The 13,875-nt window shown below is 65.4% G+C and carries 16 protein-coding genes; 7 read left to right on the forward strand and 9 right to left on the reverse strand.

Annotation, left to right across the window (positions count from 1 at the left end; genetic code table 11):
- The 5 genes from ACIRON_RS16820 to ACIRON_RS16840 form a co-directional block, all read right to left on the reverse strand.
- Positions 1 to 810: a hypothetical protein gene (locus tag ACIRON_RS16820; RefSeq protein ID WP_402993553.1), complete on the reverse strand. Its 810-nt coding sequence runs from the start codon at positions 808 to 810 to the stop codon at positions 1 to 3.
- A 171-nt stretch (positions 811 to 981) separates the two neighbouring features.
- Positions 982 to 2,622, reverse strand: a complete 1,641-nt coding sequence (locus ACIRON_RS16825) for a GMC family oxidoreductase (RefSeq protein ID WP_402993555.1) — start codon at positions 2,620 to 2,622, stop codon at positions 982 to 984.
- 172 nt (positions 2,623 to 2,794) lie between these two features.
- Entirely contained in the window at positions 2,795 to 3,409 is a 615-nt protein-coding gene (locus ACIRON_RS16830; protein ID WP_402993557.1) for a TetR/AcrR family transcriptional regulator, read from the reverse strand.
- A gap of 27 nt (positions 3,410 to 3,436) precedes the next feature.
- Positions 3,437 to 3,778, reverse strand: coding sequence for a hypothetical protein (locus ACIRON_RS16835; RefSeq protein ID WP_402993559.1), 342 nt, complete (start codon positions 3,776 to 3,778; stop codon positions 3,437 to 3,439).
- Complete coding sequence (locus tag ACIRON_RS16840) at positions 3,775 to 4,503, reverse strand: hypothetical protein (protein WP_402993561.1); 729 nt, start codon at positions 4,501 to 4,503, stop codon at positions 3,775 to 3,777. Before ACIRON_RS16840 ends, ACIRON_RS16835 begins: the two co-directional genes overlap by 4 nt.
- A 127-nt stretch (positions 4,504 to 4,630) precedes the next feature.
- Here ACIRON_RS16840 and ACIRON_RS16845 point away from each other — a divergent pair, with 127 nt between their 5' ends.
- Positions 4,631 to 6,205 carry a phytoene desaturase family protein gene (locus ACIRON_RS16845; protein ID WP_402993563.1) on the forward strand — a complete coding sequence of 525 codons (1,575 nt, stop codon included), beginning with the start codon at positions 4,631 to 4,633 and terminating at the stop codon, positions 6,203 to 6,205.
- 25 nt (positions 6,206 to 6,230) lie between these two features.
- Here the strand turns inward: ACIRON_RS16845 and ACIRON_RS16850 are convergent, their stop codons facing one another.
- A complete protein-coding gene (locus ACIRON_RS16850) occupies positions 6,231 to 6,977 on the reverse strand; it encodes a hypothetical protein (protein WP_402993565.1) in 747 nt (248 codons plus the stop codon).
- Positions 6,978 to 7,079: 102 nt separating this feature from the next.
- On the opposite strand from ACIRON_RS16850, the gene ACIRON_RS16855 reads away from it, so the two are divergent.
- A complete protein-coding gene (locus tag ACIRON_RS16855) occupies positions 7,080 to 7,826 on the forward strand; it encodes a hypothetical protein (protein WP_402993567.1) in 747 nt (248 codons plus the stop codon).
- Complete coding sequence (locus ACIRON_RS16860; RefSeq protein ID WP_402993569.1) at positions 7,826 to 8,563, forward strand: hypothetical protein; 738 nt, start codon at positions 7,826 to 7,828, stop codon at positions 8,561 to 8,563. Before ACIRON_RS16855 ends, ACIRON_RS16860 begins: the two co-directional genes overlap by 1 nt.
- Before the next feature lie 55 nt (positions 8,564 to 8,618).
- Here the strand turns inward: ACIRON_RS16860 and ACIRON_RS16865 are convergent, their stop codons facing one another.
- The 3 genes from ACIRON_RS16865 to ACIRON_RS16875 form a co-directional block, all read right to left on the reverse strand.
- The gene (locus tag ACIRON_RS16865; protein WP_402993571.1) at positions 8,619 to 9,290 is read right to left on the reverse strand and encodes a Crp/Fnr family transcriptional regulator; all 672 of its coding nucleotides are present in this window, start codon (positions 9,288 to 9,290) and stop codon (positions 8,619 to 8,621) included.
- A gap of 125 nt (positions 9,291 to 9,415) precedes the next feature.
- Positions 9,416 to 10,069: a nitroreductase gene (locus ACIRON_RS16870; RefSeq protein ID WP_402993573.1), complete on the reverse strand. Its 654-nt coding sequence runs from the start codon at positions 10,067 to 10,069 to the stop codon at positions 9,416 to 9,418.
- A 230-nt stretch (positions 10,070 to 10,299) separates the two neighbouring features.
- Complete coding sequence (locus tag ACIRON_RS16875) at positions 10,300 to 11,058, reverse strand: hypothetical protein (RefSeq protein WP_402993575.1); 759 nt, start codon at positions 11,056 to 11,058, stop codon at positions 10,300 to 10,302.
- 226 nt (positions 11,059 to 11,284) lie between these two features.
- Between ACIRON_RS16875 and ACIRON_RS16880 the strand changes: the two genes are divergently transcribed.
- The 4 genes from ACIRON_RS16880 to ACIRON_RS16895 all read left to right on the forward strand — a co-directional run bounded on the left by ACIRON_RS16880 (position 11,285) and on the right by ACIRON_RS16895 (position 13,858).
- Positions 11,285 to 11,989, forward strand: coding sequence for a hypothetical protein (locus tag ACIRON_RS16880; protein ID WP_402993577.1), 705 nt, complete (start codon positions 11,285 to 11,287; stop codon positions 11,987 to 11,989).
- Positions 11,990 to 12,100: 111 nt separating this feature from the next.
- A complete protein-coding gene (locus ACIRON_RS16885; RefSeq protein WP_402993579.1) occupies positions 12,101 to 12,880 on the forward strand; it encodes a hypothetical protein in 780 nt (259 codons plus the stop codon).
- A gap of 13 nt (positions 12,881 to 12,893) precedes the next feature.
- Positions 12,894 to 13,508, forward strand: a complete 615-nt coding sequence (locus ACIRON_RS16890) for a cytochrome c oxidase subunit 3 (protein ID WP_402993581.1) — start codon at positions 12,894 to 12,896, stop codon at positions 13,506 to 13,508.
- A gap of 5 nt (positions 13,509 to 13,513) precedes the next feature.
- Entirely contained in the window at positions 13,514 to 13,858 is a 345-nt protein-coding gene (locus tag ACIRON_RS16895) for a cytochrome C oxidase subunit IV family protein (RefSeq protein WP_402993583.1), read from the forward strand.
- Positions 13,859 to 13,875 lie beyond the last annotated feature (17 nt).

Genomic DNA, 13,875 nt, shown 5'->3' on the forward strand with positions numbered 1-13,875 from the left:
TCAGTCGGCCAGCAGGTCTAGTCGGCGGCGCAGCTCGGCGACCTCGTCGACGAGGCCCCGGTCGCGCTCGCTCGGGGTCAGGTCGTCCGCGTCGACGGCCTTCAGCAGCATTGCGAAGTTGGGCAGGAACCAGACCAGGAACGCCGTCACCGGGACCCACCAGACGAAGACGCCGTTCCAGGCGAACGGGCCGTCCTTGAAGAAGACGATGGTGCTCGCCGGCGTGAACATCAGTGACAGCCAGAGGTTGGTGTAGCCGAGCCAGCGCGGGAAGATCGGGGTCTCTCGCCTGTCCATGAGGATCGCCGCACCGAAGATCGCCAGCTGCAGCACGAAGGTGCAGATCACGCCGAGGAAGAAGAACCAGCTGATGTCGAAGAGGGCCCGGGTGACCTCGGGGTCGGTGTCGGCACGGTAGGTCGAGACGAGCATGAAGACGTAGGGGATCACGAACTCGATGGTCGCCATCGTGGCGAGGGCCAGCTGGGTGTAGGCGAGGATCGGGCGTGTCCCCTCGATGCGGCGCATCTGGATCGTGAACGCGGTCATGAACGGCATCAAGAGGCCGCACGAGGCGAGGCAGAGCACGATGCCGAACCGGATGGCCGTGCGGTCGCGGTCGATCATCGCGGCTACCTCGGCGGCGGTCTGGTCGGGCGACGGCGGGGGGAAGAACCCCGCGATCACGAAGCCGATCACGAAGAGGACGCCCATCACCGGTCCCGCCCAGATGCAGAGCTTCTGGGGGAGCCGCGACGGCGTGGGGATGAAGGACGAGGTGGCGCGATGGGGCGCGACGAGCGAGGCCATGATTAGAGTGTAAACACTCTCTAAGTAGTGTCAAGGGGATGCTGGGGCGCTGGGGTGACCGCGAGGCTGTCGACCCGCCGAGGACCGGGTCCTGCGCGCGTAGACGAGTCTCCTGAGAGCAACGAGCGCCCGGTTTCTCTGGGGGAGGAACCGGGCGCTCGTTCGTGCTCGTCAGGCGCGACCGAGGATGAAGTCGGAGGCGCGCTCGCCGATCATGTAGCAGGGGGCGTTGGTGTTGCCGCCGGTGATGCTCGGCATGATCGAGGCGTCGACGACCCGGAGGCCCTCGACGCCGCGCACCTTGAGGTCGGGCCCGACCACGGCACGCTCGTCGACACCCATCCGGCACGTACCGACAGCGTGCATCACGGAGACCGCACGCCGGCGGATCGCCTCGATGCTGTCCTTGCGTACGTCGTTGCCGGGGTAGATCTCCTCCCTCACCGCGCCGCCGAACGTCGAGCTCGACATGATCGCGCGGATCATCTCAGTGCCTTCGGCCAGGATCTTGAGGTCGTCGGGCTCGGAGAGGTAGCCGTAGTCGATGCGGGGTGCGACGGTTGGGTTGGCCGACGCCAGGCGGATCGTGCCGCGGCTCTTCGGGTAGATGAGCGTGGAGAAGACACCCAGCGACGGGCGCGGGTCCGGCTTCTGCTCGCCGTGGTCACCGGCGCCCGGGTCCGGGTAGCTCCACGGGATGGCGTGCAGCTGGATGTCGGGAACGTCGGTGGCCATCGAGCTGCGAACGAACCCGACCGACTCGAAGATCGAGTGGTTGAGGAACGTGTCCTTGCCCATCAAGTTCTTCGCCATGCCCTTGAGGAAGAAGCCGGGCGTCGACTTGTGCGTGATCGTGGAGAGCTGGAACGACAGCGGGTGAAACATGTGGTCGTGCAGGTTGTCGCCGACCGGCAGGTCTGCGATGCAGTCGATGCCCAGGGAGCGGAGGTGGTCCGCGGGTCCGATCCCGGAGAGCATCAACAGCTGCGGACTGTTGATGAAGCCTCCGGAGACGATGACCTCCCTGCCGGCGCGGATCGTCCGGCGGCCGCCGTCCTTGCCCTGGTCGAGGACGTCGACACCGACGGCCCGACCGGCCTCGATGACGATCTTTGTGGCCAGGACCTCGGTCTGCACCTCGAGCGTGCGCGGTGCCAGGTCGTGGACATAGCCGCGGGTTGAGGAGTAGCGAACGCCGTCTCGGACGTTCTCCTGCATGATCGAGATGCCCTCCTGCTCGGCCCCGTTGTAGTCGTCGTTGATCTTGACGCCGAGGGTCTCGGAGGTGGCCTGGATGAACTGGAGGGTGCCCTCCTGGGTGATCTTGCTGCGGGTCACCTTGATGGGGCCTCCGGAGCCGCGGTAGGCGTTCTCGCCGTCCTCGAAGTCTTCTGAGCGCTTGTACGCAGCGTTGACCTCGTCGGCGGACCAGCCGGTGTTGCCCTCGGCGGCCCAGGAGTCGAAGTTGGCTCGGTTGCCGCGTACGTAGACCATGCCGTTGACCGAGCTGGACCCGCCCATGACCTTGCCGCGGGTCACGAGCATCTCGCGCCCACCGGCGTGAGCCTGCGGCGTGGACTTGTAGCCCCAGTCGAACCCCTTCTCCAGGCGCTCGTCGAAGTGCATGGGCGCGCACATCCCGGGTTTCTTGGTCATGTAGCCGTGCATGCCCTTGTTGTCGGACTTGCCGGCCTCGAGCATGATCACGCTGGCGCCCGACTGGGCAAGGCGGCTGGCGACGGCTGCACCGGAGCTGCCGGAGCCGATGACTACGTAGTCGGCTTCATTGCTGTAGGTCGGGCGCTTGGCCATGGTGGGCTCCATTCGGGGGCTGATTGTGCATGGCGTGGTGATGGTGGTCACGTGCCATGTCGACGTTCACTATTATTGAGATGATACGTCGAAAAAATCAGGAAGCGCTACCTGGGTCACACCTTTGGGGTCTCCGGGTGGTCGGCCGAGTGGTGTCGCCGACCCGGTGGGGTCACCGATCCGCCCGGTAGAGAGTCGCGCCGACGAGCATCCGCTTCAGCTCGGCGCGCAGGCGGTCGCCCCGTAGTTCCGGAGGGAAGAGCGAGTCTTCGAGCAGCGTGGTCGCGATGACCGAGGCTGTGGCGATCCTGATGGCGACCGGCACATCGAAGTCGAGGTCGTAGCGCTCGGCGATCGCGTTGCCGACGGACTCGAGATGGTCGAGCGCCTCTTGGGTGTGGCGAGCCGACGCCTGCTGTGAGCCGAGTGCGGCGATCAGCGCGCGGTTCTCGCGGACCAGGTCATGGAGCTCGGTGACGAACTGCTCGAGAACTTCGTCCGGGTGCCCGCCTGGGGTCACTGTGTCCAGCCAGTGTGTGCTGAAGGTGTCCAGGAAGTCGGTGAAAGGGCGGAGCACTGCCTCGTTGTAGAGGTGCTCCTTGGAGTCGTAGATGCGGAGCATCGTGGTTTCGCGCACCTGGGCGCGCTCGGCGATCTCGCGCGTCGTCGTTGCGGCGAAGCCCTTGTCCCCGAAGAGCTGTACGGCGGCCTCGAGGATCAGGCGCCGGACTTCGTCCGAGCTACGTCGTTGCCTGCGCGGAGGGGTGTCGGGGTTGCTGGGGCTCACGAAAAGCACCCTAGTGCCGGGGTCCGATCAGCGTAGGGCGGCAGCGCCGAGGGCCGTCGCGGAGGCGGCGGTCAGGCCGCCGATCACCGTGGCTCTGAGGGGAATCGCGCCGCGACGCGTCTCGTCGGCGACGGTGGCCAGGTCGATCAGGTCCACGGCCTGGTTGAGCTTGAGCATCTGCCGGCTGTCGCTGGCCAGCAGGCCGACGCCGAGCAAGAGGTTGCGCGAAGCCATCAGTCGCGTCAGGACTGCGCCGAGGGGATGTGCGGCGAAGTCCAGTCCGAAGAGGCGGCCGGCGAAGCGTGGAGCCAGGAGGGCGACGCCGCCCAGGGCCAGGCGATGGACGGTCAGCGCGGTACGGGCGTTCATGCCGTCACCTCCGAGCGGTCCGAGGCGGTGCTGGTGGACGCTGGGGCGGGCGGCAGGTGCAGGTAGACCCATGTCATCGCGGCGGCTGTGACGCAGGACGCGACAGCGACCAGGTAGTAGGACGGGCGCTGGAAGTACGGACCGAAGAAGATGGTCGAGGCGGTGAAGTAACAAAACGTCATCATGAGGAAGCCGGCGCACATCACGCCGTTGAAGCCACGGCGGTCGCCGCGGCGCAGCATCATCCCGATCGCCAGGCATGGGTAGCTGAGGATGGTGAGCGCAAAGATGTCGAGGTAGACCGGATCCTGCATGGACTGCTTGAGCCAGATCCAGGCGATGTACATCGCGGCCAGGCACATGATGAACCCGATCCGGAACTGCAGGGGAGTGAGGCCGGGTGCGAGCTCCGCTTGTCCCAGGCGGAGCGTTTGGCGCATGTAGTAGAGCTCGAAGCCGACCGTGAAGATGATCAGCACCCAGAAGAGCTGGGGGAACCAGTGGTCGTAGGTGTTGAACCACCTGTCGTAGCTCAGGACGAAGGACGAGTCGTGCGCGAACCAGAAGAAGGTGAGGAAGAGCGGGATCGTGAAGACCCGATCTCGCTTGCCGGCCGAGATGGCGCCGAAGAACCAGATGTAGTTGCCGAGCATGGCAAGCGACGCGAGCGCGAAGACCGGGACGATGTTGTCGTCGAGCGCGTCGAAGGTGGCCTGTACGTCCAAGGGAGACCCCTCGCCTAGAGAGTGAATACTCTTCAAAGTAGGGGTTGAGTGAACGCCGATCAAGACCTCGGGGCAAATTATGAGACATCGTTGACCAAAAAGATTGAGTCGGCCTAGGGTGGCGATCATGCGCGACGAGTGGGACTACGTGGTCATCGGCGGAGGTCACAACGGCCTCAGTGCCGCCTGCACGCTGGCGGCGGAGGGCGCTTCTGTGCTCGTGCTCGAGAAGCAGAACGTGCTCGGCGGATTGGCGAACAGCCATGCCTACCTTCCGGAAGCGCCGGACCATGTCCTCTCCATCGGCGCCATGGACGACATGTTCATGGCCTCGACCTCCCTGGCCCGTGACCTCGGCTTGGCCGACTACGGCTATTCCTCGACGCGCCTCGAGAATCCCTATGGCTGGATCGGCGAGGACGGGTCGACACTGCTGCTCTTCCATGACGCCGCGCGTACGGAGGCGGACATCCGTCGCTTCTCACCTCGCGACGCCCGGGCCTATGCGGGGCTTCGGCCGGCGCTCGACTGGATCCTCGACGTCCAGTCGATGGTGATGACCAGCCAGCCCGACGACCTGCCGAAGCGCGCGATCCTGCGCAAGCTGCTCAAGCTCGCCCCGGACCGGGCGATGCGTCGTCAGGTCGGCCGGTTGATCTCGTCCAACCTCGTCGACTTCGTCGCGGACACCTTCGAGAGCGATCAGATGCGGGCGCTCTGCACCTACTGGTCGAGCATGATCGGCCCTGTCGACGCGGATGCCACCGGCTTCTACTGCGTCGGGCTGGCAGCGGTCTCGCGGCCGTCCGGTGTCCTTCGGCCCAAGGGCGGGATGGGGGCGCTCGCGGCGTCCTTCGGTCGGCACCTCGAGGCCCGTGGGGGCCAGGTCCGCACGGGCGTCACGGTGGAGCAGATCATCGTCGACAAGGGCCGGGCGACCGGAGTGCGGCTGGTCGGCGGCGAGATCGTCCGAGCAGGTTGGGGAGTCCTGACGACGACGGCCCCGCAGCTCTCTCTCGGCCGGCTCGTGCCGGACGGAGTGCTCGACGAGGGCACGCGTGCCAAGGCGGCCATGTTGCCGGCGGCCTCCAACAACTCGGCCACGATGAAGATCGACATGGCGGTCGGTGGCCGTGCCGGCTACCCGCTGGGGGAGAGGTTGCGCGAGCGCTACGACGGCGCCGACATCCGACGTACGGCGCTGATGACCGGAACGTTCGCTGACCAGATCGCCAACCTGACCGCGATCAGGCGGGGCGAGATCATCGAGAATCCGCCCGTCTACATGGCCGTCCTGTCGGCATCGGACGCGACGATCGCCCCGGAGGGCCAAGACGTCGTCTATCTGGCGGCCAACGTGCCGTCGGTGCTCGCCGGCGGATGGGCCGATGGCAAGGATCGCGTGGCCAAGGCCGTGCTCGGTTCGGTCGAGCGCTACATGTCGGGCCTCGACGCGGAGATCGGTCGCATCGTGACGTCGCCGGCTGACTTCGAGGGCACGTACGGCGCGCCCTCGGGCTGCTACTTCCACGTCGACATGACGCCGTTCCGCTTCGGGATGAACCGGCCCGCGCACGGCCTCGGGGGCTATGTCACTCCGGTCGAGGGCTACTTCCTCGCGGGCTCCGGTGTTCACCCTGGCGGCGGTGTCAGTGGCTGGCCAGGCAGGCTGGCCGCTCAGGCTGCTCTCGCGCGGCGCTGACGCTGCACGAGAGCAGTCTGAGCGATCACGGGGTCGCCATGTTCGGCTGCTGTGTGGCGGCCGCGAGCCTGGTGGGAGTCGGCATCTCGCCGCGGCGGAGCGTGTGGATCCAGGCGGCGGTCGCAGTCAGGCTCACGAAGGCGGCGACAGCGGAGGCGAGGTACTGCCAGGTGCGGAAGGCGTCACCGTACGCACCGGCGGTGACGGCCGTCCACAGGATGACCATCCCGGCGAAGCAGCCGTAGATGATGGGCGACTGTGCCACGGCTGAGCCGCGCCTCAGGACGAGCGGCACCACGAAGAGCGGGATGACGTACATCGTGGTCGAGGCGAGCGCCTGGTAGAGCGGGTCGTCCCAGATCGTCTTCTGGTACTCCCAGCACAGGGTGGTGAGCGCGGCGCCGGCGAGGACGAGGGTGGCCCACTGGGCACGTGACCCGCGTGGCAGGAACTCCTTCTGGCCGTACCGGACGGCCTGTGCGAGGAAGACCAGCTCGAGGAGGAAGGCGGAGACGAGACCGACCCAGAACAACTTCAGGAACCAGTGGTCATAGGTGTTGAACCAGGTGTCGAACCGTACGACGACGCCGAGATCGTGGGCGAACCAGAGGAAGGTGCAGGGGAGGGGGATCGATATCCAGTGCTCGCGGTGCGACATCACGACCGCGGTCACCATGGCGATGTTCTGCAGCACCATGGCGAGTCCGAACCCGAGCATGATGGGCAGCGTGTGCGAGTCGATCGCGGCGAGGATGGTCTGTGGGTCGTACATGGGCGGGACCTTTGTTTGGTTGGACGGTAACTGGCGTTGCGACGGTAGTCACATTATGAGACCGTTAGGCTGAAAAATATAGCCCTGATGAATAGAGGTCCCATGTACGACGTTGATGCAGTCTTCGCCGCCGTGGACGACAGGACGGTTCTGTTCCTGGCGCTCGGCGCGCTGGCCCTTGCCTGCAACTGGTACTACTTCTTCGAGTGTCAGCGTCTGGCGCGGCGCGACCGCTGTGCACCGATGGCATTGTGGGCGACGACGGCTTTCATGGGCCACGACGGCAGCTACCTGCTCAACTACGACGACTGGTTCAACCGGTACGACCACTGGTTCCCGCAGCTCTTCTGGGTCGGGCTCATCGTGACCTTCACCTTCGAGTGCATCTTCTTCGTGCAGACCGTGCGCTACGGCCGAGAGGAGAACGCGCCAGGCATGTCGCAGCCGCAGTGGGTGGCCTACTGCCTCGGGGCGCTCGTCACCGGCGTCGTCTTCTGGTCCGTCGTGCGGACCTATCTCGACGACCCGCTCTACCTCATGACGTTCCTCGTCACGTTCGGGATGTGTGCCCCCGCCACGCTCGGGCTGATGGTCCGCCGCGGGGATCGCCGTGGCGTCGGTGCGGGGCAGCTCTGGGCCTACCTCGGCATCGGTGTCTTCTACGTCGGACTGACCTCGATCGTGCTCCGGGGTCCGTTCGCGGACACGGTCTTCCTGCTCGGTGGCGCGGTCTGCATGGCGCTCGCGGCGACGATGCTCGTCGTCTACAACCGCATGCCGGAGCATGTCGTGAAAGAACTCCCGCGACATTCGAGCCTCGCTCCTCGGGCAGCTCGTGGGGTCCTGTGATGGGCCGCCGTGCGTTTCGGCGCCGCTGGCTGGCCGCCGCCGCAGTCTCGCTGCTCGCAGCTCTTTCCGCGTGCTCCGGTGGTGAGTCTGACGAGACCGAGCAGGCGCCGTACAAGCCGTTGACGAAGGAGACCTTCGGGCCAGCCGTCAGCAAGGCGATGGCCGAGAACGACACGGTCCACGTCAGCGGCGACATGGAGGGCCAGGACCTTGATCTGTGGATGGAGGTCGGCGGCAAGGAGGCTGCCATGAAGGGCGACCTGGGCGACACCAAGGTGCTACTGGTCGACGGCAATCTCTATCTACGCCAGGGCGGGGCGTCGAAGTGGGACCGGATGCCGGCCGGATTCAGCACGATGATGACCTCGCTTCTCGACGACGTCTCGCCGAAGTCGATGGCAACGGACTACGCCGAGAGTCTTGTTGGCCTCGACTACGAGGGCGAGGAGAAGATCAAGGGAGCACAGCTGCATGCCTACCGGCTCACCCTCGACGAGAAGTACGTGCGGAAGCAGGTCGGCGAGGAGGCCGCGGAGTTTGGGGCGGATCCGACCACGCTCGCGAGCAATGACCTGCCTGAGATGGAGTTCGCCACGCTCCTCGACAGCAACAATCTGATGCGGCAGGTCGAGATCACCGTCGCCGGACAGACGATGGTGATGACCATGGACGGGTGGGGCAAAGATGTGGACATCGAGGCGCCAACCGTGAACGACGTCCAGGAGATGGAGCCCTGAACCGCGACGACGCCGCGAGCGGGTCGGTACCTAGGTCGCCGGCAGACCGGTCGGCTCATGATGCCACTCGGTCACTGCTCGTCGGCGAAGGTGCTGCTGCTCCACGGTGGAGGCGAACTTCGGCGACGAGGGTAACAAGCCTCTGTTGGCTGAGTTGAAGCCGCTTATGGAGTGAGTCGGTGGCGGTCGACAGCCTGCCCGCGGCATGGGTTCGTAGGGCGTCGGCGTCGAGCACGACGATCGCTCGGCCGTCCAGAAGGCACCAACCGCGGCGTATGAAGCTCGCACAGATCGTGCTCACAACCGAGCGATTGAGGCCGATGATGCGAGCGAGGGTTTGCCGTGTGATGTGGTGCAGTACGGGTTCGTCACTGCCGTGCACCGTCTCCGCAGAGAGCAGTACGAGGGCCTCCGCAACCTTCTGGTCGATGCTCTGGAGGCGGTTGCGGTGGGTACGGTCCAGCTGGACTCGGATCCGTGCGGCGATCACCGACGTCGCCGCCCATTCGATGCTGTTGAAGCCGGTCTGGGTGTCATCGCCCGGGGAGGGCCACGGCATCCAGCGGACCTGCGACGGCACGAGGGCCTCGAAGCGTATGTCCGGGTCAGCGAATCCGTGCCCGAGCAGGCTTTCCTCACCGAGGGTGGCGCCCGCGCCGCGCAGGCCGATCACGGCCTCCTGGCCGCGCCGATCGGTGCGTATCGCTGCCAGGATTCCGCTCTCCACGCGGCCGAAGCGACTGCCGAGATCGATGGGGGTGGCGAGGCTGGCTCGCTCGGAGCCCACTCCTCGGTGAGGTGGCCGGGGAGATCGGCCATGAACCGGTGCCGGATCGCGGTGTTGGGAATGGTTCACACGAAGGTGAGTACGTCGTTGATGGCGGCTCGCTGTGTCCGGAAAGCATTCACCGGGTCGCCATCAGCCTCGTAGCCGAAGGAGACACCGAAGACCACTGTGCGATTGTCCGGAAGGCCCAGTTCCGTGCGGATGACCGGCGCGACTGCCGCCAGGGCGGCCTGCGGCACCGTCGCCAGTCCCAAACTGGTGGCGGCGACAAGGAAGTGGCCGAGGAAGACCCCGCAATCGATCGCACCATAGGTGCCAAGGGCCCGTTCCGTGGTCACGATCGCGGTATGAGGTGCACCGAAGAGGGCGTAATTGCGAAGTGCCTCGACCGAGGAAGCCGCACGATCGCCGCGGACGACGCCCACGCTCTCGTACAGTTGCCAGCCGCAGGCTCGGCGGCGCTCGCCATAGATGCCGGGATACTCTGTGGGGAACGGGATGTCGGGCATCGGGTCGTACGCGAACGCGTGGTCGACGAAGGCGCGAGCAAGGCGCCGTGTGGTCGCTGGTCGAGTGACATGGATCTGCCATGGCTGTGTGTTGCACCACGACGGACTTCGCTGGGCAAGGTGGACGAGCCGTTGGATGGTGGCGTCGTCGACCGCGCGGTCGGTGAACGCGCGGCAGCTGTGGCGCGCATCTAGAAGTTGCTCGAGCACCGTGTCATTGGTCGGAGCTATCATCGGCGGTCAATTCGATCGATGGTCAGGCCGAGTGTGCGCAAGTCCCGTGCGATGTCTTCAGGACCTCGCTCGCGAAGCTCGGTCGGCCCGACTGCGTCGAGGTGCTCCTTGGTTGCGGCTATCAGCTTCATGCTGGAGTCCTCCTGTCGGGCGACGTAGGAAAGTTGCGGGACGGCCTCGCGCAGCATTAGCCGCCAAGTCCGGTCTCAGGTGGACATCAGCACGTTTGGTTCGCTGGCGGACAACTCCTCGTAGTGCCGCTTCTCGGCCTTGATCGCCCGGAAGAACTGCCACCAGGTGATCAGCAGGAACGGGACGAACGAGCCCACCGGGAGGTAGAAGCCGATGGCGCCGTTCCAGGCGAACGGTCCGGAGAAGAAGAAGATGCAGAGGATCCCTGTGGAACCGACGACGGCCATCCAGAGGTTCAGGTAGTAGAACCAGCGCGGGAAGACCTGGACGCCTTGGCGCTGAGTCAGGCCGGCGATGCCGAGACAGATCAGTTGCATGCTGAAGGTGGGGAAGAAGAGCAGGAACTCCAGCCAGGTCATGTCGCTGATCAGCTGCACCAGTTCGGGTGACCGGTCGGCCCGGTAGTAAGCCCCGGCCCAGAAGATGAACGGCAGGATGAACGCGACGGCGTTCACGGTGCCCGAGCAGATCGAGAAGATGGACCAGATCGGGAATCGGCGCCCCTCCTCCATGCGGGCGATCTGGGCGGCGACCAGCACCGACCACGGCACCAGGAGTGAGCTTCCCAGCAGACCCACGATGATGCCGAGCTTGACCAGATTGATGTGCGGTGCGTACTTCGCCAGCAGGTCGCTCCCTGACATCTCGGGTGACGGCGGGGGGATGAATCCAGAGAGTGGGGCGAGTCCCACGAAGAACAACACTCCGAATCCGATGCCACAGGCCCATAGCGCGAGCTGGACCTTGTGATGGATGAACTGCGATGGGGTCACGGCGCTCTCCTAAATATTGAGATGAACTATGTCAAAAATGTAGCGCGGGTCACGCCCTTCCGCCATGTGCCCGAGCGCCGTTCTCGGTCGCGGGAGTCTCGTTCCGGGCAGGCGACGGTTGGACAAAGGATGTACATGTGACGTCGCTTTTATGCATAGTGTCGTCTCAAAAAGACTCGCTTGTCCATCCTTGAGGGCAGCGAATTTTCTGAAGGAGTGAAGCGCCGTGGAAGCTCGAGTGCACCGCGTCCTGATCTGGACCGGCCCGCTGATGGTGGTCATCTGGTTCGCCACATTCATCTTCGTGATGGGTTTCTTTCCGCCGTCCGCGCCGAGCGCGGGTGCTGAGGAGATCAAGCGGCTGTACGCGGACGACCCGACCCTGATCCGGGTCGGGCTCGTGATCGTGATGGCCGCCTCGGCCCTGCTGGTCCCGTGGGCTGCGGCGATCTCTGGCCAGCTCAAGCGGATCGACGGCGCCCGCGTCCTCGCCTCGACCCAGTTGGTCTCCTGTGGCCTGCTCTCACTGGAGTTCATCATCCCGATCGGCGTCTGGATGGCTGCCGCGTTCCGGTATGACGACCGCCCTGCCGTTGTGACTCAGGCGCTGCACGACCTCGGCTGGATCCTCTTCGTCACCGTGATCTGGTCGCTGTGGATGCAGATGTGGTGCATCGTCGCGGCCATCTTCATCGACCGGCGGGCCGAGCCGATCCTGCCGAGGTGGCTCGGTTACCTCACCGCCTGGGCGGCGATCCTGATCACGCCGGCCGGCCTGGTCCTCTTCTTCAGGGATGGGCCGTTCGCGTGGGATGGCATCGTCGGCATCTACATCCCGCTCGCCGCCTTCGCGATCTGGATGGGCTGCATCAGCTACGAAGCTCATCGCGCCCTGACTGTCCAGATTGCTGAGGGCACTGAGCCGGGCTGAGCCCGTGAGGTCGGCACCCAGTAATTTTGAGATACGACGTCTCGACAAGTGGTGTCCAGTTGTCGTACCGTGACGAGCGCCACGTTCTGTCGATCTCCCAGGAGGCGCGTCATGCCAGCCGCCATCAGCTCATTCTCCGAGAAGAGCCAGCGAGCCATCCTCTGGTGGGGCATCGGCCTCGCCGTCGCGTACGCCATCGCGTTGATCTTCCTGATGAAGATGGTCCCGCCGCCGGCCGCCGACTGGCCGGCCGAGAGAGTCGCGGAGTTCTACCGCGACAACAGCCTGTCGATCCGTTGGGGGGCCGTGATCAGCGGCTGGACCGGTGCCTTCATGATGCCGATCCTCGCCGTGGTCGCGATCCAAATGGCCCGTGTGGAGACCGGTGGCGCGAAGATCTGGGCCGCACTGTCGCTGGTCAGCGGTGCGGTCATGTCGATCTGGCTGGCCCTGCCTCCGATCTTCTGGGGCGCCGCGGCCTTCACCGCAGATCGCAACCCCGAGATCACAGCGCTGGCGCACCAGATCGGACTGCTCACCCTGGTGACGACAGACCAGTTCTACATCTTCTTGTGGGTCGGCGTGACCGTCCTCTGCCTCCGCCCGGCGACGCAGCTGGTCAAGCACAACCCGTTCCCGCGCTGGTGGGGCTACCTGTCCTTGTGGATCACGATCATGTTCGAGGCCGGCGCCTTCGCCTTCGTCCCGAAGAGCGGCCTGCTGTCCTGGAACGGCCTGCTCGTCTTCTGGTCGCCGCTGTCCCTGTTCGGTGTGTGGATCTCCGTCCAGTCCTGGCTCCTCTTCCGCGCTCTGCGTGGCCAAGAGGCCGAGAAGCTCGCGGCCGGTAGCACGGGCGCGCATGCCAGCGAACCTGCCGAAGCGCTGCTCTGAGCGGAGACCGACCATGACCCAGAACGACCTCAAGACACGGGTGGACACCGCGCCTGCGCGCACGACTCGCCGCATCCCCGGCGAGGAGGGCACCTGGATCTTCATCTTCGGCGACATGTGCGTCTTCGCCGTCTTCTTCTGTGTGTTCCTGCACGCCCGGATCTCTGGCCCGCTCGCTTTCGCACGCGATCAGGCAGAGCTCAATCAGAACTTCGGCGCCGTCAACACGGTGCTGCTGCTGGTCAGTTCGTTGTTCATCGTGCTGACGATGCGGGTCATCCACTCCTCGAACGTGGTGATGCGCGCAAAGGCGCCCGTCCTCATCGCCGCCGCGTGGCTGTGTGGGGCCGGCTTCCTCGTCATCAAGGTCTTCGAGTACGCCGAGAAGGTCCACCACGGCATCACCCCGCAGACCAGCGACTTCTTCATGTACTACTTCGTGCTGACCGGGCTGCACGCCTTCCACCTGGTGCTCGGCCTGGCAGTGTTGGCGGTGCTGTTCGTGATGTCCCGGAAGCCCTCTCTGTCTCGCGGCCAGTTCGCATTCTTCGAGGGCGGCGCGTGTTTCTGGCACATGGTCGACCTGCTCTGGCTGGTCCTGTTCCCGCTGATCTTCCTGGTGAGGTGAACCCGATGGAAACTAGCACCGACTCCACAACGTCCGCGGCTGAGAACTTCAACGCGACCCACCCCGACATCCGTACGCCGGCCGAGCTCCTGCGCTCGTCTGCGAGCGCCGTCTGGCTGTTCCTGGTGATCGCGACCGTCGTCTCTTGGGCGCTCGGCACCGACCACGGCTTCGTCGACAGCGTCCGTACGGCCAGCCTGATCGTGCTGGTGGTCGCGTTCGTGAAGGTCCGCTTCGTCGGGCTGTACTTCATGGAGCTCAAGGACGCGCCACTGCCGCTGCGGGTGCTGATCGAGGTCTACTGCCTGGTGGTCTGCTGCCTGACCATCGGCTTCTACCTCGCCGGATGACCGCGACCTGATTAGCA

Origin of the sequence: Nocardioides sp. NPDC101246 (genome assembly GCF_044767415.1) — a bacterium.
GTDB lineage: Bacteria > Actinomycetota > Actinomycetes > Propionibacteriales > Nocardioidaceae > Nocardioides.